Here is a 16,087-nt window from a genome sequence, read left to right as displayed (position 1 = left end):
GCATCCCGCGCGCAGCATCGAAGACGAGACGATGGAGCTTTCTGTTCAATCCTGGATCTCCCTGCACATTCGAGGGGGAGACCCGGTCTCGGCTTCAGCGTCCGGCCAGCCTCGCTCCCCTTGCGGGGCGCGATTCTGGGGCCGTTTGGCTCAGATCAAAATCTGATATTTCGTCGCAGAAATACCAGGCGATGATCGCGCGAATTTTTCAGATCATGTTCCGCATCGCCTGCGCCGTCTCGCGCAGCACCGGCAGCACGCGTGCGACCGCGTCCTCGCTGCTTTCATGCCCCATCGGCATGGTGATGTTGAGCGCGCCCACCAGTTCGCCGTGCCGGTCGCGCAGCGGCACCGCGATGCCGCGCGAGTTCAGGTCGAGCTGCTGCTCCGACAGCGCCCAGCCCTGCGCCCGGATGCGCGCCAGCTCCAGCTTCATGCGCTCCTTGCTCGAGATGGTGTGCGAGGTGAAGACGGTGAGTTCGTGCGTGGCCAGCCAGTGGCTGCGCTCCTCGTCGCTGCGCATGGCCAGCATCAGCATGCCCGAGGCCGTCACCTGCGCCGGCACGCGTGCGCCGAGCACGTAGCCGGTGCTCATGCTGCGGTTGGGGCCGTTGCGCGCGATGTAGACCACCTCGTCTCCATCCATCACGCTGAGGTAGGCGATCTCATGCGTGCCGGCCGCCACCCGCTGCAGGAAGGGCTGCACGATGCGGGGCAGCCGCGCCGATTCGAGGTACGACTGCCCCAGGCGCAGCACGCGCGGCGTCAGCCAGAACAGCTTGCCGTCTCCGGCCACGTAGCCCATGTGCTGCAGCGTCAGCAGATAGCGCCGGGCAGCGGTGCGCGTCATGCCGGTGCGCTGGCCTGCTTCGCTCGCGGTCATGCGGGGATGGGCGTCGTCGAAGGCCTCGATGATGGACACGCCGCGCTCCAGGCCGGCGATCCAGTCGCGCTTGTCCAGGCCGGGCGGGGCAGGGGGGGATTCGCTGGTCATCGTGAGGACAAACCCTGAAATCGTTCGATTATCGATCGCCAAGGAGCGATGAGCGCGCTATTCTGAAATCTTTCCCTTGGGTTGCGCAAGCCGGCCGCCTACATTAGCGCCGCTCCCGGCCGATTGCGCGATAGACGAACACGCACCCGGCCAACGCCAGAGAGTCCCGACACCATGTCCCCAACCATCGCAGGCAGCACCGACCTTTACCTGATCCCTGGCGATCCGGTCACCAACGTGCGGCTGCCGCGCATGTTCAATGCCGTCTTCGAGCGCTTCGGCATCGATGCGGTGATGGCGCCGGTGCACGTGTCGAAACGCGACTTCGCCGTCTTCGCCAAGGCCGCCTTCCTGGCGCGCAACGTGCGCGGCATGGTGATCGCGCCGCCGCACAAGCCGCTGATGGTGGACCTGCTCGACGGCGCCGGGCTGTTCGGCCGGGTGGCCGGCTCGGTCAACGTGGTCAAGCGCATCGCCAACGGCGAGTTGGAGGGCGACCTGTTCGACGGCGAGGGCCTGCTGGGCGCGCTGGACCACTACAACATCCCCTACCGGGGCAAGCGCGTGCTGATCCTCGGCGCCGGCGTGAGCGCCGCGGCGGCCGGCGTGGCGCTGGCCGAGGGCGGCACGGTCAACGGCGCCGAGCACATCGCCTTCCACGACATCTCGGCCGGCAAGGCGGCCGGCGTCGCGGCCAAGCTCGATGCCTTCTTCGATGCGAACGTGATCGCGGTCGACAGCAGCGACCCGGCGGGCTATGACCTGGTCGTCAACGCCACGCCGCTGGGCCTGCAGGACAGCGACGCGCTGCCGCTCGACGTGGCGCGCCTGGACGCCCATGCGGCCGTGTTCGACATCCTGCTGCGCAACCAGCCGACCCCGCTGGTGCGAGCCGTCCGTGCGCGCGGCCTCCATGCCCAGGCCGGCTTCGAGATGCTGATCCAGCAGATGCCGCATTACCTGGATTTCTTCGGGCACCCCGCCGCCGCGCGCGGCGTGCGGGACGACGCGCGCTTCCTGCGAGAACTGATCTACCCCGCCGCGATGGCCGCGGAGATCGACGCGCCCCTGCGATACCACTCCGACAGCGTCGCCTGACCGGCCGCGCGCACCCACACCATGGCCATCTCGCTCGACCGCTTCGGCTTCAACACCGTCACCATGGGAGGCGACCTCGGCCACAAGCTCGACTGCATGAAGGCGGCCGGCTTCGCCGGCGTGGAGCTGTGGGCGCGCGATCTCGTCGCGCACCCCGCCGGCGTCGAGAAGGCGGCCGAGCGGGTCAAGGCCAGCGGCCTGAAGGTGACGGATTTCCAGCCGCTGCGCGACTTCGAGTGCGCGCCCGATGCCATGCGCCCGCACCGCCTGGAGATGGCGCGCGAACAGTTGCGCCAGATGGCGCTGGTCGGCGCCGACCTGCTGCTGGTGTGCTCCACCACCTCGCCCCTGGCCATCGACGACCCGGAGCGCGCGGCCGAGGACCTGCGCACCCTCGCCACGCTGGCCACGCCGCTGGGCATCCGCATCTGCTACGAGGCGCTGTCCTGGGGCCGGCACGTGAACCGCTGGTACCAGGCCTGGGACATCGTCAAGCGCTGCAACCGCCAGAACGTGGGCCTGAATCTCGACAGCTTCCACATGTCCGTGCACGGCGACGACACGCCGCAGACGCTGGCCCAGCTGGCCGAGGTCCCGGTCGAGAAGATCTTCCTGGTGCAGCTGGCCGACTATTTCTTCGAATACAGCGACCGCCAGGCCGACATGATCGAGCTGGCGCGCCACCAGCGGCTCTTTCCCGGCGAGGGGCTGCACGACGTGCGCGACCTGGTGCAACTGCTCGAGGACAAGGGCTACCGCGGCCACTACACCTTCGAGGTGTTCAACGACGACTACGTGAACTCCGACCCGATGGTGGTCGGCCAGCGCGGCATGAAGAGCGCGCGCTGGATCAGCGAGGCGGTGCTCAGCAGAGCAACCTGAAATGAAGACGAGGCGACTCGGAGACAGGAGACTAGGAGACAGGCAATGACAAGAATCTTCTCGTGGTACTGCAGGGGGCTGGAGGGGCTGATGGCGCTGATGCTGGCCATCATGGTCATCATGGTGTTCGGCAACGTGGTGCTTCGCTACGGCTTCAATTCGGGCATCACGGTGTCGGAGGAAGTCTCGCGCTGGCTCTTCGTGTGGATGACCTTCCTCGGGGCCATCGTCGCGGTGCGCGAGCATGGCCACCTGGGCACCGACATGCTGGTCGCCCGGCTGCCCACCTGGGGCAAGAAGCTGTGCCTGGTGGTCGCGCACCTGCTCATGCTGTATGCCTCCTACCTCCTGCTCACCGGCAGCTGGCAGCAGACACTGATCAACTGGGACGTGAGCGCGCCCACCACCGGCGCATCGGTCGCGATCTTCTACGTCGTCGGCGTGGTGTTCGCGGTCTCGGCGATCGTGTTTCTGCTGCACGACCTGTGGCGCGCGTTGAGCGGGCAGCTCGGCGATGCCGAGCTGGTCATGGTGCACGAGTCGGAAGAGCAGGGCGACATCGACCGGATCAACGCCGAACTGGCGCGCCGCGACGCCGAGGAAGCCGCGCGGGCCGAACAGGCCCGTCGAGGCGGCAAGCCATGACGATCGCCATCTTCCTCGGCGCCTTGCTGGGCGCCATGGCCATCGGCGTGCCCATCGCCTATTCGCTGCTGCTGTGCGGCGTCGCGCTGATGTGGCACCTCGACCTGTTCGATGCGCAGATCCTGGCGCAGAACGTGATCAACGGCGCCGACAGCTTCCCGCTGCTGGCCGTGCCTTTCTTCATGCTGGCCGGCGAGGCGATGAACCAGGGCGGGCTGTCGCGCCGCATCGTCAACCTCGCGCTGGCGGTGGTGGGCCACGTGCGCGGCGGCCTGGGCTACGTGGCCATCGTGGCGGCCTGCATTCTGTCGGCGCTCTCGGGCTCGGCGGTGGCGGATGCGGCGGCGCTGTCGGCGCTTTTGATCCCGATGATGGTCGCGGCCGGCCATGACAAGGCGCGCTCGGGCGGGCTGATCGCGGCCTCGGGCGTGATCGGGCCGATCATCCCGCCTTCGATCGGCTTCGTGATCTTCGGCGTGGCGGCCAACCTGTCGATCTCCAAGCTGTTCCTGGCCGGCATCTTCCCCGGCATCCTGATCGGGGCCTCGCTCTGGTTCACCTGGTGGTGGCTGGTGCGCAAGGAAAAGGTGCTGCCGCCGCCGCGCAAGACCGCCGGCGAGATGTGGAAGGCGCTGCGCGAATCGGTCTGGGCGCTGATGCTGCCGCTGATCATCCTCGTGGGCCTGCGCTTCGGCATCTTCACGCCCACCGAAGCGGCGGTGGTGGCGGCGGTGTACGCCATCTTCGTGGCCACGGTGGTCTACCGCGAGCTCAAGCCCTCGCAGTTCTACGGCATGTTTGTCGCGGCGGCCAAGACCAGCGCCATCGTGATGTTCCTGGTCGCAGCGGCGATGGTCTCGGCCTGGCTCATCACGGTGGCCGACCTGCCGTCGAAGCTGGTGGCGCTGCTGCAGCCGCTGATCGACAAGCCGATGCTGCTGATGCTGGTCATCATGGTGCTGGTGATGGCGGTGGGCACCGCGATGGACATGACGCCCACCATCCTGATCCTCACGCCGGTGCTGATGCCGGTGATCAAGGCCGCGGGCATCGACCCGATCTACTTCGGCGTGCTCTTCATCATCAACAACTCGATCGGCCTCATCACGCCGCCGGTGGGCACGGTGCTCAACGTGGTGGCGGGGGTGGCGCGCATGAAGATGGACGACGTGACGCGCGGCGTGATGCCCTTCGCGATCGCCGAGTTCGCCATGATGTTCCTGATGGTGCTGTTCCCGCAGCTCGTCATCTGGCCGGCGCGCCTGCTCGGCGGCTGACGGCCCGCACGCGCATTCGAATTTCAACCAAGGAGACCCCTGCCATGAACCACTTCTTCCGCAACACCCTGGTGGCGCTGGCCACCGTCGCTCTGCTGGGCGGCGCCGCGGCGCAGGTGAAGGAGCGCACCCTCAAGTTCGCCTTCCAGAACCAGACCGGCCATCCCCAGGCGCAGGGCGCCCAGAAGTTCGCCGACCTGGTGGCGGAGAAGTCCGGCAAGAAGATCAGCGTCAAGCTCTTCCCGGGCGGTACGCTGGGCGGGGACCTGCAGACCGTCTCGGCCCTCCAGGGCGGCACGGTCGAGATCACGGTGCTCAATGCCGGCATCCTGAGCTCGCAGGTGAAAGAGTTCGCGGCCTATGACCTGCCTTTCCTCTTCAACAGCCCGCAGGAAGCCGACGCAGTGACCGACGGTGCCTTCGGCAAGAAGCTGCTGGCCAAGCTCGACGAAAAGAACCTGCACGGGCTGGGCTACTGGGACCTGGGCTTCCGCAACCTCACCAACAGCAAGCGGCCGGTGGCCAAGGCCGAGGACATCGCGGGTCTGAAGATCCGCGTGATCCAGTCGCCGATCTACATCGACCTGTTCAACACCCTCGGTGCCAACGCCACGCCGATGCCTTTCCCCGAACTGTATTCGGCGCTGGACCAGAAGGCGGTCGACGGCCAGGAGAACCCGAACACGGTGATCGCCTCCTCCAAGTTCGCCGAGGTGCAGAAGTACCTCACGCAGACGCGCCACATCTACAACCCGCAGGCGCTGATCATCAGCAAGAAGGCCTGGGACGGCATGAGCGCCGAGGAAAAGAAGATCATCGAGGACTCGGCCGCCGAGGCGACGAAGTTCCAGCGCGAGGTCTCGCGCGCCGCGGCCGACGGGGCGCTCGAACAGCTCAAGAAGGCTGGCATGACGGTCACCGAGCTGCCGCCGGCCGAACTGGCCAAGCTGCGCGACAAGGTCAAGCCGGTGATCGACAAGTACTCGGCGACCGTGGGCGAGGCCGCCGTCAAGGAACTGCAGGCCGAAGTGGCCAAGGTGCGCAAGTAGGCGCACGGCGCAGGCACACGAGGCCCGTCATGTCCAAGCTGCGTCTCGCGATCGCCGGTGCCGGCCTGGTCGGCCGGGCGCACTGGAAGCGCATGCTCGCGAGCTCCGAATGCGAGCTCGCGGCCTTCGCCGACCCCTATGCCAGCGCCGCGGTGCTGGCCGCGGAAGCCGGCGTGCCGCTGTACCCTGCGCTCGCGCCCATGTTCGCGGCCGAGCGGCTCGACGGCGTGGTGCTGGCCACGCCCAACCTGCTGCACGTGTCGGGCGCACTGGCCTGCATCGAGGCGGGCCTGCCCGTGCTGGTGGAAAAGCCGGTGGCCGACACGTTGCAGGAGGCCGTCCGCCTGGCCGATGCGGTCGAGGCCGCCGGCGTGCCGGTGCTGGTGGGCCACCATCGCCGCTACAGCGCCATCCTGGAGGGCGCGCACCAGACCATCGCCAGCGGCCGCCTCGGCCGGCTGGTGGCGGTGACGGCCAGCGCCACCTTCCACAAGCCCGACGAGTACTTCGACGCCGAATGGCGCCGACAGAAGGGCGGCGGGCCCATCCTGCTCAACCTGGTCCACGAGATCGACAACCTGCGTGCCCTGGTGGGCGACATCGTCGAAGTGCAGGCCACCAGTTCCAGTGCCACCCGCGGCTTCGAGGTGGAGGACACGGTGGCGATCACGCTGCGCTTCGCCAACGGCGCGCTCGGCACGCTGATGCTTTCCGACGTGGCCGCCAGCCCCCGCAGCTGGGAGCAGAGCTCGGGCGAGAACCACGACTTCGACCACCATCCCGACCAGGACTGCTACGTGATCGCCGGCACCCGCGGCTCGCTGCACGTGCCCACGCTGCGTGTCTACGAGTACCTCGGCGCGGCCTCCTGGTGGAACCCGCTGGTCAAGAGCCAGGTCGAGATCCGCGAGATCGACCCTCTGGCCCGCCAGCTCGAACATTTCTGCGCCGTCGTGCGGCGCGAAGTGCCGCCCTGCGTCTCGGTGCGCGACGCCATCCGCACGCTCGCGGTGACGCTCGCCATCGACGAGGCGGCACGAACCGGCCTTCGGGTCCCCATCACATCATGACCACCATCTCAGGCAAGACCACCCTCATCGCGCACATCGGCTTTCCGACGGAGAGCTTCAAGGCGCCCATGATCTACAACCCCTGGTTCGAGGCGCGCGACATCGACGCGGTCGTCGTGCCCATGGGCGTGAAGCCGGAGGACTACGAGGCCTTCTTCCCCTTGCTGTTCCGCATGAGCAACATCCGCGGTGCGCTGGTGACCATGCCGCACAAGGTCACCACGATGTCGCTGGTGGACGAGCTCACGCCGGCCGCGAAGATCGCCGGCGCCTGCAACGCGGTGCGCAAGGAGGCCGACGGCCGCCTGGTCGGCGACCAGTTCGACGGTGCCGGCTTCGTGCGCGGCGTGCAGCGCAAGGGCTGCCGGCTGGAAGGCGCGCGCGCGCTGGTCTCGGGCAGCGGCGGGGTGGGCTCGGCCATCGCGGCCTCGCTGGCGGCGGCCGGGGTGGCGCAGCTCGCGCTCTTCGACACGCGCGCGGACTCGGCCGAGGCCTTGGCCGGGCGCCTGAAGGCCCACTATCCGGCGCTCGCGGTGCGCACCGGCTCCAAGGACCCGGAGGGCTTCGAGCTCGTGGTCAACGCGACGCCGCTGGGCATGAACAAGGACGATCCGCTACCCTTCGACATCGACCGCATCGCGCCCTCGACCTTCGTGGGCGAAGTCGTGATGAAATCCGAATTCACGCCGCTGCTGCGCGCCGCCCGCGAGAAGGGCTGCGCCGTGCAGGTCGGCACCGACATGCTGTTCGAAATGATCCCTGCCTACCTCGAGTTCTTCGGCTTCGGCACCGCCACGCCGGACGAGCTGCGCGCGGTGGCGCGGATCGCCTATTGAAATGAAGCTCTTCCCCAGGCTCCCCCACTTCGTGTGGTCCGCCAACCCCCTCACCGGGGGCGCACCCAGCGGCCCGGCAAAGCCGGTTCCGCGAAAAATGTTGCTCTCCCCCAGGCTCCCCCACTTCGTGTGGTCCGCCAACCCCCTCACCGGGGGCGCACCCAGCGGCCCGGCAAAGCCGGTTCCGCAAGTGCTCCCGAACGGGCCGGCTTCGCGGCCGGCGTGCTTCATGCGTCGGCTCGCGCAACGCGCGGTGGAGCAACTGACATGAGCATCTTCGAGGGCTTCCTCTCCACTTCCGAAACGCTGGCCGCCTTCAGCGACCACAACTTCGTCGCCGCCATGCTGCGCTTCGAGGCCGCACTGGCCGGTGCGCAGGCAGCCGAGGGCCTGATCCCCGAACCGGCCGCGCGCTCCATCGTCGGCAGCTGCAAGGTCGAGCTGTTCGACGTCGCCAAGATCGTGCGCGACAGCGGGCGCGCCGGCAGCGTGGCGATCCCGCTGGTCAAGAGCCTGAAGGAAGCGGTCGGGCTGTTCAACGCCGAGGCGGTGCCCTTCGTGCATTTCGGAAGCACCAGCCAGGACGTGATCGACAGCGCGATGGCGCTGGTCACGCGCGAGGCCGTGGCGCTGGTCGAGGCCGACCTGGCCAAGGCCGCGCAGGCGCTGCTGGCGCATGCGACGCAGCACGCGGCCACGCCCATCCTTGCGCGCACGCTGATGCAGCCGGCCTCGGTCACCAGCTTCGGCCTGAAGTGCGCCGGCTGGGCCGCGCCGCTGGTGCGCAGCCGCGCACGCCTGGCCGATACGGCGCGCCGTGCGCTGAAGGTGCAGCTCGGCGGCGCCGTGGGCACGCTTGCGCAGATGAAGGGGCAGGGCGCCGCGGTGCGCCGGCGCATGGCGCAGGAACTGGGCCTGGGCGACCCCGGCCAGACCTGGCACACCCAGCGCGACGAGTGGGTCGCGCTGGGCTGCGAACTCGGCCTCATGGCCGGCAGCCTGGGCAAGATCGCGCGGGACATCGCGCTCATGGGCCAGTACGAAGTGGGCGAGTTGGCCGAGCCCAGCGAGCCCGGCCGCGGCGGCTCCTCCGCCATGCCACACAAGCGCAACCCGGTCGCCTCGATGGTGGCACTGGCCGCGGCCGGGCGGGCGCCGCAGCGCGTCGCGGCCCTGTTGGCCGCCATGCCGCAGGAGCACGAGCGCGCACTGGGCCCCTGGCAGGCCGAGTTGGCCGAATGGCCGCAGCTCCTGATGAGCGCACATGGCAGCGTGCGCGCATTGGCCACCGCCTTGCCGGGCCTGCAGATCGATGCCGCGCGCATGCTTGCCAATATCGAGCGTCTGCGGGCCGAGCTGCCGGCGGAAGCAGCCGACGAATGGTTCGATCCGGCCTTGGCCGCGCACGCCGCTACCATCGTCCACGCGCAGGTCCGGGACCTGCAGGATCAACTGGAAAGCACTTCTCGATGACAGCCCCCACCACGCCGCCCGCCGACGACTACGAAGCCGGCCTCCTCAACCGCCGCCGCATCCTCGGCGATGCCTGGGTCGACAAGTCGCTGGCCAACCGCAATGCCTTCAACAGCGAGTTCCAGGCGCTGATCACCCGGCATGCCTGGAACGACATCTGGGGCCGCCCGGCCCTGGGCGACAAGACGCGCCGCTTCATGGTGCTGTCGATGATGCTGGGCATCCATGCCTACGAGGAGTTCGCGATGCACGTGCGCGCCGCGCTCGACGGCCCGCCCGAGTCGCGCCTCACGGCCGACGAGATCAAGGAGGTGATCCTCATGGCCGCCATCTACTGCGGCGTGCCGGTGGCCAACCATGCCTTCGGCATCGCCACCGGCATCCTGCGGGAGAAGGGCCTGCTCGAGGCCGCCGACAAGAACGACCAGCTCGTCAACAAGGAGACATGACGATGACCCGACTGAACGTGCTGCGCGAAGGCGAGGGCCCCTTCGTGGTGCTCAGCCATGCGCTGGGCTGCGACCTGCATATGTGGGACGGCGTGGCCCAGGTGCTGGCCCGTGCCCACACGGTGCTGCGCTACGACCACCGCAACCATGGCGGCTCGGAGCGGGTGCCGGGACCGTTGAGCATGCAGGACCTGGCCGACGACGCCGCCGAGATGATCGCGCGCGAGACCGAGGGCGAACCGGTGCACTTCGTCGGCCTCTCGATGGGCGGCATGACGGCGCAGGCGCTGGCGCCGAAGCGGCCGGAGCTGCTGCGCAGCGTCGTGATCGCGAACTCCTCGGCCCACTACCCCGACCAGGCGCCCTGGCGTGCGCGCGTCGAGACCGTGCAGGCCCAGGGCGTCGCGGCCATTGCGCCCGGCGCAGTGTCGCGCTGGCTCACGCCGGCCTTCACCACCACGCCCGAGGGTGCCGAGGCCGCGCGCCGGCTGCACGACACCCTGGTCGGCACCGACGCGGCCGGCTACATCGCCAGCTGCGAGGCTGTGGCGGCCATCGACTTCCGCGAAAGCAACCGCACGATCCGCACGCCCACCCTGGTCATCGCCGGCAACCAGGACGAAGCCACCCCGCCGGCCATGTCCGAGGCCATGGTCGAGGCGATTCCGGGTGCGAAGCTGGCCCGCATCGATGCGGCGCACCTGAGCGCGGTGGAGCGGCCGGTGGAGTTCACGCAGCTGCTGATCGATTTCTGGCGCAGTCTCTGATCCCCTCCCCAGGCAAAACCGTGCCTGGGCCGGCGAACTGCTTCGGCGATCGTGCCTGGACTACTCAGCAGTGGGGTTGCCCTCATGGCTCAGCACCGTGAACAGCCCATCACCGACGTACTGAAGCTCGATCGCATCGGTCGCGGTGCCGCTGATCGAGCCTGCCGTGCCGGGCGTGGTCGTGGCGGTGGAGATATAGATGGGACCGATGCCTTGTCCTATCGTCGCGACCAGCCTGCCGCCATCGGCCGACGAAGCCACCGACGACCAGTCGCGATTGGAATCGCGGGCTGTCCAGCTCACGCCGCCGTCGCTCGAGGTGTAGATCCGACCGTCGCTTGCTGCGGCGACCAGCCTGCTTCCGTCAGCCGACGAGGCCACGGCCATCCACAGCCGGTCGGAGCTGCAGGCGGGCCGGGTTGTGCACAGGGTCCAGTGCACGCCTGCGTCGCTGGAGGTGTAGATCCGGCCATTCCACTCGGTCGCCACGAGCTTGCTGCCGTCGGCGGACGATGCGACGGCGGTCCAGTTCAGAAGATTGAAGCTGTCGCACAGCGGCTGGTCGGAGCAGGGGGCCCAGGTCGCGCCGCTGTCGGTCGAGGTGAAGATCCGGCCGGGGTACCCGAGCGCCGCCAGCCTGGTGCCATCGGCGGAGGACGTGACCGAGGTCCAGGCCTGATTGTCGACGCTGCGCTGGGTCCAACTCGAGCCGCTGTCGGTCGATGTGTAGATTTCGCCGGTGGCCAACGCGGCAACCAGCTTGCTGCCGTCGGCCGACGAGGCGACCGAGGACCACCATCGCTCCGCGTCGCACGGTGCGTTGCCCCTGCATGGGGTCCAGCTCTCGCCGCCGTCTGACGAGGTGTAGAGCGAACCGAGGGACGCCACGGCCACCAGCTTGTCGCCCGCTGCCGACGAAGCCACCGATTGCCAGGGCCGGTCGGCGTCGCGCGCAGTCCAGTTCAGGCCACCATCGGTCGAGGTGTAGAGGCGGCCACCGGACGCCGCCGCCAGCAGCTTGCTGCCGTCGGCCGACGACGCCACCGCGCGCCAGTATTGCTCCGGCCCGTGCGCCGTCCAACTGGCGCCGGCCATGCCGCCGATGGGGCCCGTGTTCACCGTCTGCCCCGCGTTCTGCGCGAGCTTCCAGCCGCCCAGGCCGGCGCCCTTGATGCGTAGCACGTCGCCGACCGTCGGATTGGCCGGCAAGGTCACCACCACCTGCGCCGCATCGTTGCGGGCGATGTAGCCGGTGTTGGATTGCGCCTGCACCGCGGCGCCCGTGACATCGACCCAGGGGAATGTATCGACGGGCGCGGCAGGCACGGCGGGGGATGGAGGAGGCGGGGGCGTGGCCGGGGTGTTGACGGTGGGGGGCGCCGTGCTTTGGGCATCTGCTGGCGTTGCGGTACCGGTGTCGGTCGAGGTCGAGACAGTGGTACCCGTGCCCGCGGAGGCAAGGACTGCAAGGGCCGCGACGGCATTGGCATCACCGCCACCGCCACCCCCGCAGGCGGTCGTCAGCAAGGACAGGAGAAGAGAAGAAATGAACAGATACGACCGTCTCATGGTGGCCCTCGTCACTGCCAATGCAGCGGGCCGATTCTTGTGAACCATGAGTGCGTTGTTCCGACGTCGTCACAAAATGTCAGATTCAGCGCCGCCGGCAGGGCCATGGCGCCCCGGCCGGCAGCGGATCGGATTGCCTTGCATGATGGCGGCTTTTCACAGCCGCCATCTGCGTTCATGTCCTCCCATCTCCGCATCGATTTCGTCTCCGACATCTCCTGCCCCTGGTGCGCCGTCGGCCTCGGCGCCCTCGAGGCCGCATTGAAACGGGTCGCCCCCGACATCACGGCCGAGCTGCATTTCCAGCCCTTCGAACTGAACCCCGACATGCCGCCCGAGGGCCAGGATGCCTTCGAACACCTGAACCAGAAGTACGGCAGCACGCGTGAACAGCAGGCCGCCAATCGCGAGGCCATCCGGGCCCGCGGTGCGGCGGTGGGCTTCGAGTTCCGCGAGTCCGGCCGCTCCCGGCTCTACAACACCTTCGACGCGCATCGCCTGCTGCACTGGGCAGCGCTGGAAGATCCGGCCAGGCAGGTTGCACTGAAGAAGGCGATGCTGAAAGCCGTGCACACCGACGACGAAAACCCGTCGGACCACGAGGTCCTGGTGCGCCTGGCCGGCGAGGCCGGTCTCGATCCGCAAAGGGCCCGCGCGATCCTGGCGGGCAACGAATACGCCGCCGAGACGCGTGCCCGTGAGCGCTTCTATACCAACGCCGGCGTTCATGCCGTGCCGGCCGTCGTCATCGACAACCAGCACCTGATTTCGGGCGGCCAGCCAGTGGAGGTGTTCGAGCGCGCGCTGCGCCAGATCGCCGGCGCGGCGCCCGCGGCGACCGCGCTGGCCTGATCAGGACCCGGCCCGCGCCAGGAAGGCCTGCATGGCCCCGGCACGCGCCGGCCCCGCCAGGCTGCGGTGAAACAGCCGGCGCTCCAGTTGCAGGCCCAGTTCCAGCGGGAGCTCGTCAGCGCCGCGCACCGCGGTCTTGATCATTCGCTGCACGTCCGCGGGCAGGGCGGCCATCTGCGCCGCCACGCTGCGCGCGGTGGCGAGCAGAGCGGCACGCGGCACCACGCGCGATGCGAGGCCGCTGCGCAGGGCTTCCTCCGCGGTGAGCGGCCGCCCGGTGAGCAGCAGGTCGAGCGCGAGGGTACGGCCCACGATGCGCGGCAGCCGCTGCGTGCCGCCGGCCCCGGGCATGGTGCCGACGCGGACCTCGGGGTGGCCGAACACGGCGTCGTCGGCGGCGATCACCACGTCGCACATCTCGACCAGCTCGCAGCCGCCGCCGAGCGCCGCGCCCTGGACCGCGCAGACCACCGGCTTGGCGAAGCGGCCCAGGGCGTCGCAGGAACCGGAAAGGTCCATCGCCTCGGCCTCGGCCGCGCTCATCGCCGCCAGCTCCTTGAGGTCGGCTCCCGCGGCAAAGTGCGCGCCTTCCGCACGCAGCAGCACGACGCGCACGGCCGGGTCGTCCTCGGCTTGCGCGAGAAAGGCGGCCATCGCGTCGGTCATGGCCCGGCTCAGCGCGTTGCGCGCCAGGGGCCGGTCGAGCACCAGCTCGGCCACGCCGTGGTCGGTGGGCTCGAAACGGACGAAGTCGCCGGGGTTCATCGTTCGCCTACCAATCCACGGCCGCCGCCTCGGCGCGGATCCACGCGGCCACGCGCCGCACCTCGTCGCGCGGATGGGCCTGTGCCTGGATCAGCCAGTAGGCGTTGGGGCTCTCGGTCTTGCCGGGCGGCGCCTGCACGATGAGCAACTGCCCGTTCTGCACCAGCGGCAGGATCAGCTCCAGCCGCGCCAGCGCGATGCCCTGCGCCGCCAGGGCGGCATGGATGACCTGGTCGTACTGGTTGAAGCGCAGCATGCCGCGCGGCCGGGCCTGGCGCCAGCCGCGCTCGCGCAGCCAGCTTCGCCATTGCAGCCAGGGACGCGAATCGTCGAACTCCAGCAGATGCAAGCGACGCAGCGCCGAGGGATCGTCCAGCGAACGGATGCCCAGCGTCGGATGCGCGACCGGCACCACGCGCTCGCCGAAAAGGCGCAGCGCATCGGCGGGTGCGGCGCTGCGCGCGCAGTAGCGGATCGCCAGGTCGTGCTCGCCGTCGCGCAGGTCCACCACGGCATTGCTGGCGGCCAGGCGCAGCTCGATGTCGGGGTGCGCCTGCTGCAGCTTGCCCAGCCGCGGCAGCAGCCACAGCCCCGCGACGCCCATGCTGGCCGTGACCGTCACCGCCTGGCGTGTGGCGCCGCGCCGGATCTCGCCGAGCACATCCTGCAACTGCTGCAGTGCGCCGTCGGCGCTGCGGAACAGGCGCTCGCCCTCCGCGGTGAATTCCACGCCGCGCGGCCTGCGCACCAGCAGGCGCACGCCGAGCTGTTCTTCGAGCGCATGGACCTGCCGGCTCACGGCCGATTGCGTCAGGCTCAGATCATCGGCGGCCTGGGTGATGCTCATGCGGCGCCCCACGGCGACGAAGCCCTTGAGCAGGTCGAGCGAGGAGAGCCGAACCAGCGGCAGCGACATTCCCATGGCGAATGGTGGGAGAGGAAGACTGCCGATTGAAGCACAGGACGATCTTTCATCCGCAGAAGGCCATCAACTGCATCAGCGCGGCGATGCCCGAAGGCTGCAGGTAGGCGAGCAGCACCGTTCCCGCCAACGCAGCGGCAAGCACGACAACCCCGGCGCGACGAAGCATGCCAGCGTTCATGCGGCCACCAGCCTTCCCGCGCGGGCGATCTCCCGGTCGTCGATCGGCCAGTGCAGCGCGGCCGCCAGCAGGCCCAGTCCGATCGCACCCAGCCACACCAGCGCATAGGACTTCGTCAGATCGAACACATGGCCCCCCAGCCACACGCCCAGGAAGGACCCCACCTGGTGCCCGAAGAAAACGAAGCCGAACAGCGTCGCGATGTAGCGCACCCCGAAGACCTGCGAGATCAGCCCGTTGGTCAGCGGCACCGTGCCCAGCCACAGCAGGCCCATCACCGCGGAGAACAGGTACACCGTGAGCGGGCTGAGCGGCAGCAGCACGAACAGCGCCATCGCGGCGGAGCGTGCCAGGTACAGGCCCGAGAGCAGGTACTTGCGGCGGTACAGGTCGCCCAGCCGCCCGCAGGCGTAGGTACCGGCGATGTTGGTCAGCGCGATGATGGCCAGTCCGGCCACGGCCACCGAGGGCTTCAGGCCCTTGCCCTGCAGGTAGGCCGGCAGGTGCGAGGCGATGAAGGCGAGCTGGAAGCCGCAGGCCAGGAAGCCGGCGTTCAGCAGCCAGAAGCCGCGGTGGCGGAAGGCTTCGCGGATGGCCTGGCGCATCGATGGAGCGGAGGCCGCCGAGCGCGAGGCCGGGCGCTGATCTCTCAGCGCGGCAGACGAGGGCGCGACGGCGGCCATCGCGCCGCCCAGGATCACCAACGCCAGCGCCCAGCCCAGCCACTGCTGCAGGCCCTGGACGACCGGCACCAGGACGAACTGGCCGAGGCCGCCGATCGCGCCCGTGAGACCCAGCGCCCAGCCGCGATGGGCCGGGTCGACCCGCCGGCTGATCGCGCCGTAGACCGTGCCGAAGGCGGTGCAGGCCAGCGCGATGCCGATCAGCACGCCGCCGCTGAGCGTCAGGTGCAGGGGCGAGAGGGACAGCGACATCAGCACCAGCCCGGCGGCATACAGCAAGGCGCCGGCGACCAGCACGCGCACGGCGCCGAAGCGGTCCGCCACCATGCCGGTCAGGGGCTGGGCGATGCCCCACACCAGGTTCTGCACCGCGATGGCGAAGGCGAAGGCCTCGCGCGACCAGCCGCGGTCCAGCGTCATCGGCAGCAGGAACAGGCCCTGCACATGCCGGATGCCGAGGGCCAGGCCCATGATCGCGCCGCCGCAGACCACGGCCCAGAGCACGGCATGGCGTTCGCTTGTCTGATTCATCCCATCGTTCCTTGTCTTCCTGCGCATGATTGGAGCGCTCGGCG

16 protein-coding genes are annotated in these 16,087 nt (G+C 69.2%); 11 read left to right on the top strand and 5 right to left on the bottom strand.

Annotated features, from left to right (window positions below):
• Positions 1–208 precede the first annotated feature (208 nt).
• Positions 209–994 carry an IclR family transcriptional regulator domain-containing protein gene (locus tag ABEA07_RS19335; protein ID WP_345539855.1) on the bottom strand — a complete coding sequence of 262 codons (786 nt, stop codon included), beginning with the start codon at positions 992–994 and terminating at the stop codon, positions 209–211.
• 174 nt (positions 995–1,168) lie between these two features.
• On the opposite strand from ABEA07_RS19335, the gene ABEA07_RS19330 reads away from it, so the two are divergent.
• From ABEA07_RS19330 to ABEA07_RS19285, 10 genes are all read left to right on the top strand, one after another.
• Complete coding sequence (locus ABEA07_RS19330) at positions 1,169–2,092, top strand: shikimate dehydrogenase family protein (protein ID WP_345539854.1); 924 nt, start codon at positions 1,169–1,171, stop codon at positions 2,090–2,092.
• A 21-nt stretch (positions 2,093–2,113) separates the two neighbouring features.
• Positions 2,114–2,974 carry a sugar phosphate isomerase/epimerase family protein gene (locus ABEA07_RS19325; RefSeq protein ID WP_345539852.1) on the top strand — a complete coding sequence of 287 codons (861 nt, stop codon included), beginning with the start codon at positions 2,114–2,116 and terminating at the stop codon, positions 2,972–2,974.
• Positions 2,975–3,019: 45 nt separating this feature from the next.
• Positions 3,020–3,619 carry a TRAP transporter small permease gene (locus tag ABEA07_RS19320; protein WP_345539850.1) on the top strand — a complete coding sequence of 200 codons (600 nt, stop codon included), beginning with the start codon at positions 3,020–3,022 and terminating at the stop codon, positions 3,617–3,619.
• The gene (locus ABEA07_RS19315; protein ID WP_345539848.1) at positions 3,616–4,896 is read left to right on the top strand and encodes a TRAP transporter large permease subunit; all 1,281 of its coding nucleotides are present in this window, start codon (positions 3,616–3,618) and stop codon (positions 4,894–4,896) included. Before ABEA07_RS19320 ends, ABEA07_RS19315 begins: the two co-directional genes overlap by 4 nt.
• 44 nt (positions 4,897–4,940) lie before the next feature.
• Positions 4,941–5,945: a TRAP transporter substrate-binding protein gene (locus tag ABEA07_RS19310; RefSeq protein WP_345539846.1), complete on the top strand. Its 1,005-nt coding sequence runs from the start codon at positions 4,941–4,943 to the stop codon at positions 5,943–5,945.
• Between the two features lie 29 nt (positions 5,946–5,974).
• Positions 5,975–7,015, top strand: coding sequence for a Gfo/Idh/MocA family protein (locus tag ABEA07_RS19305; RefSeq protein ID WP_345539844.1), 1,041 nt, complete (start codon positions 5,975–5,977; stop codon positions 7,013–7,015).
• The gene (locus ABEA07_RS19300) at positions 7,012–7,851 is read left to right on the top strand and encodes a shikimate dehydrogenase family protein (protein WP_345539843.1); all 840 of its coding nucleotides are present in this window, start codon (positions 7,012–7,014) and stop codon (positions 7,849–7,851) included. Before ABEA07_RS19305 ends, ABEA07_RS19300 begins: the two co-directional genes overlap by 4 nt.
• Positions 7,852–8,118: 267 nt before the next feature.
• Entirely contained in the window at positions 8,119–9,324 is a 1,206-nt protein-coding gene (gene pcaB / locus ABEA07_RS19295) for a 3-carboxy-cis,cis-muconate cycloisomerase (protein WP_345539841.1), read from the top strand.
• Positions 9,321–9,773: a carboxymuconolactone decarboxylase family protein gene (locus ABEA07_RS19290; RefSeq protein ID WP_345539840.1), complete on the top strand. Its 453-nt coding sequence runs from the start codon at positions 9,321–9,323 to the stop codon at positions 9,771–9,773. The genes pcaB and ABEA07_RS19290 overlap by 4 nt, the downstream gene beginning before the upstream one ends.
• A gap of 2 nt (positions 9,774–9,775) precedes the next feature.
• On the top strand, positions 9,776–10,540 hold the full coding sequence (locus tag ABEA07_RS19285; RefSeq protein ID WP_345539839.1) for an alpha/beta fold hydrolase: 765 nt from the start codon (positions 9,776–9,778) through the stop codon (positions 10,538–10,540).
• A 60-nt stretch (positions 10,541–10,600) separates the two neighbouring features.
• On the opposite strand, the gene ABEA07_RS19280 is transcribed toward ABEA07_RS19285, so the two are convergent.
• The gene (locus tag ABEA07_RS19280; protein ID WP_345539838.1) at positions 10,601–12,109 is read right to left on the bottom strand and encodes a WD40/YVTN/BNR-like repeat-containing protein; all 1,509 of its coding nucleotides are present in this window, start codon (positions 12,107–12,109) and stop codon (positions 10,601–10,603) included.
• Positions 12,110–12,286: 177 nt separating this feature from the next.
• Between ABEA07_RS19280 and ABEA07_RS19275 the strand changes: the two genes are divergently transcribed.
• Positions 12,287–12,961, top strand: a complete 675-nt coding sequence (locus tag ABEA07_RS19275; RefSeq protein WP_345539837.1) for a DsbA family oxidoreductase — start codon at positions 12,287–12,289, stop codon at positions 12,959–12,961.
• On the opposite strand, the gene ABEA07_RS19270 is transcribed toward ABEA07_RS19275, so the two are convergent.
• From ABEA07_RS19270 to ABEA07_RS19260, 3 genes are all read right to left on the bottom strand, one after another.
• Positions 12,962–13,726, bottom strand: coding sequence for an enoyl-CoA hydratase/isomerase family protein (locus ABEA07_RS19270; protein ID WP_345539836.1), 765 nt, complete (start codon positions 13,724–13,726; stop codon positions 12,962–12,964).
• Positions 13,727–13,733: 7 nt separating this feature from the next.
• Positions 13,734–14,642 (bottom strand): LysR substrate-binding domain-containing protein, encoded by a 909-nt coding sequence (locus tag ABEA07_RS19265; RefSeq protein ID WP_345539857.1) that lies wholly within the window; start codon positions 14,640–14,642, stop codon positions 13,734–13,736.
• 183 nt (positions 14,643–14,825) lie between these two features.
• The gene (locus ABEA07_RS19260; protein ID WP_345539835.1) at positions 14,826–16,043 is read right to left on the bottom strand and encodes an MFS transporter; all 1,218 of its coding nucleotides are present in this window, start codon (positions 16,041–16,043) and stop codon (positions 14,826–14,828) included.
• Between the last annotated feature and the right edge of the window lie 44 nt (positions 16,044–16,087).

Origin of the sequence: Variovorax defluvii (assembly GCF_039541515.1) — a bacterium.
Lineage (GTDB): Bacteria > Pseudomonadota > Gammaproteobacteria > Burkholderiales > Burkholderiaceae_C > Variovorax > Variovorax defluvii.
This window is presented reverse-complemented; position numbering and strand designations above follow the sequence as displayed.

Bases quoted from the DNA above. Each gene is read 5' to 3' on its own strand.
- ABEA07_RS19335 (WP_345539855.1), bottom strand. From the start codon at position 994: ATGACCAGCGAATCCCCCCCTGCCCCGCCCGGCCTGGACAAGCGCGAC.
- ABEA07_RS19330 (WP_345539854.1), top strand. From the start codon at position 1,169: ATGTCCCCAACCATCGCAGGCAGCACCGACCTTTACCTGATCCCTGGC.
- ABEA07_RS19325 (WP_345539852.1), top strand. From the start codon at position 2,114: ATGGCCATCTCGCTCGACCGCTTCGGCTTCAACACCGTCACCATGGGA.
- ABEA07_RS19320 (WP_345539850.1), top strand. From the start codon at position 3,020: ATGACAAGAATCTTCTCGTGGTACTGCAGGGGGCTGGAGGGGCTGATG.
- ABEA07_RS19315 (WP_345539848.1), top strand. From the start codon at position 3,616: ATGACGATCGCCATCTTCCTCGGCGCCTTGCTGGGCGCCATGGCCATC.
- ABEA07_RS19310 (WP_345539846.1), top strand. From the start codon at position 4,941: ATGAACCACTTCTTCCGCAACACCCTGGTGGCGCTGGCCACCGTCGCT.
- ABEA07_RS19305 (WP_345539844.1), top strand. From the start codon at position 5,975: ATGTCCAAGCTGCGTCTCGCGATCGCCGGTGCCGGCCTGGTCGGCCGG.
- ABEA07_RS19300 (WP_345539843.1), top strand. From the start codon at position 7,012: ATGACCACCATCTCAGGCAAGACCACCCTCATCGCGCACATCGGCTTT.
- pcaB (WP_345539841.1), top strand. From the start codon at position 8,119: ATGAGCATCTTCGAGGGCTTCCTCTCCACTTCCGAAACGCTGGCCGCC.
- ABEA07_RS19290 (WP_345539840.1), top strand. From the start codon at position 9,321: ATGACAGCCCCCACCACGCCGCCCGCCGACGACTACGAAGCCGGCCTC.
- ABEA07_RS19285 (WP_345539839.1), top strand. From the start codon at position 9,776: ATGACCCGACTGAACGTGCTGCGCGAAGGCGAGGGCCCCTTCGTGGTG.
- ABEA07_RS19280 (WP_345539838.1), bottom strand. From the start codon at position 12,109: ATGAGACGGTCGTATCTGTTCATTTCTTCTCTTCTCCTGTCCTTGCTG.
- ABEA07_RS19275 (WP_345539837.1), top strand. From the start codon at position 12,287: ATGTCCTCCCATCTCCGCATCGATTTCGTCTCCGACATCTCCTGCCCC.
- ABEA07_RS19270 (WP_345539836.1), bottom strand. From the start codon at position 13,726: ATGAACCCCGGCGACTTCGTCCGTTTCGAGCCCACCGACCACGGCGTG.
- ABEA07_RS19265 (WP_345539857.1), bottom strand. From the start codon at position 14,642: ATGTCGCTGCCGCTGGTTCGGCTCTCCTCGCTCGACCTGCTCAAGGGC.
- ABEA07_RS19260 (WP_345539835.1), bottom strand. From the start codon at position 16,043: ATGAATCAGACAAGCGAACGCCATGCCGTGCTCTGGGCCGTGGTCTGC.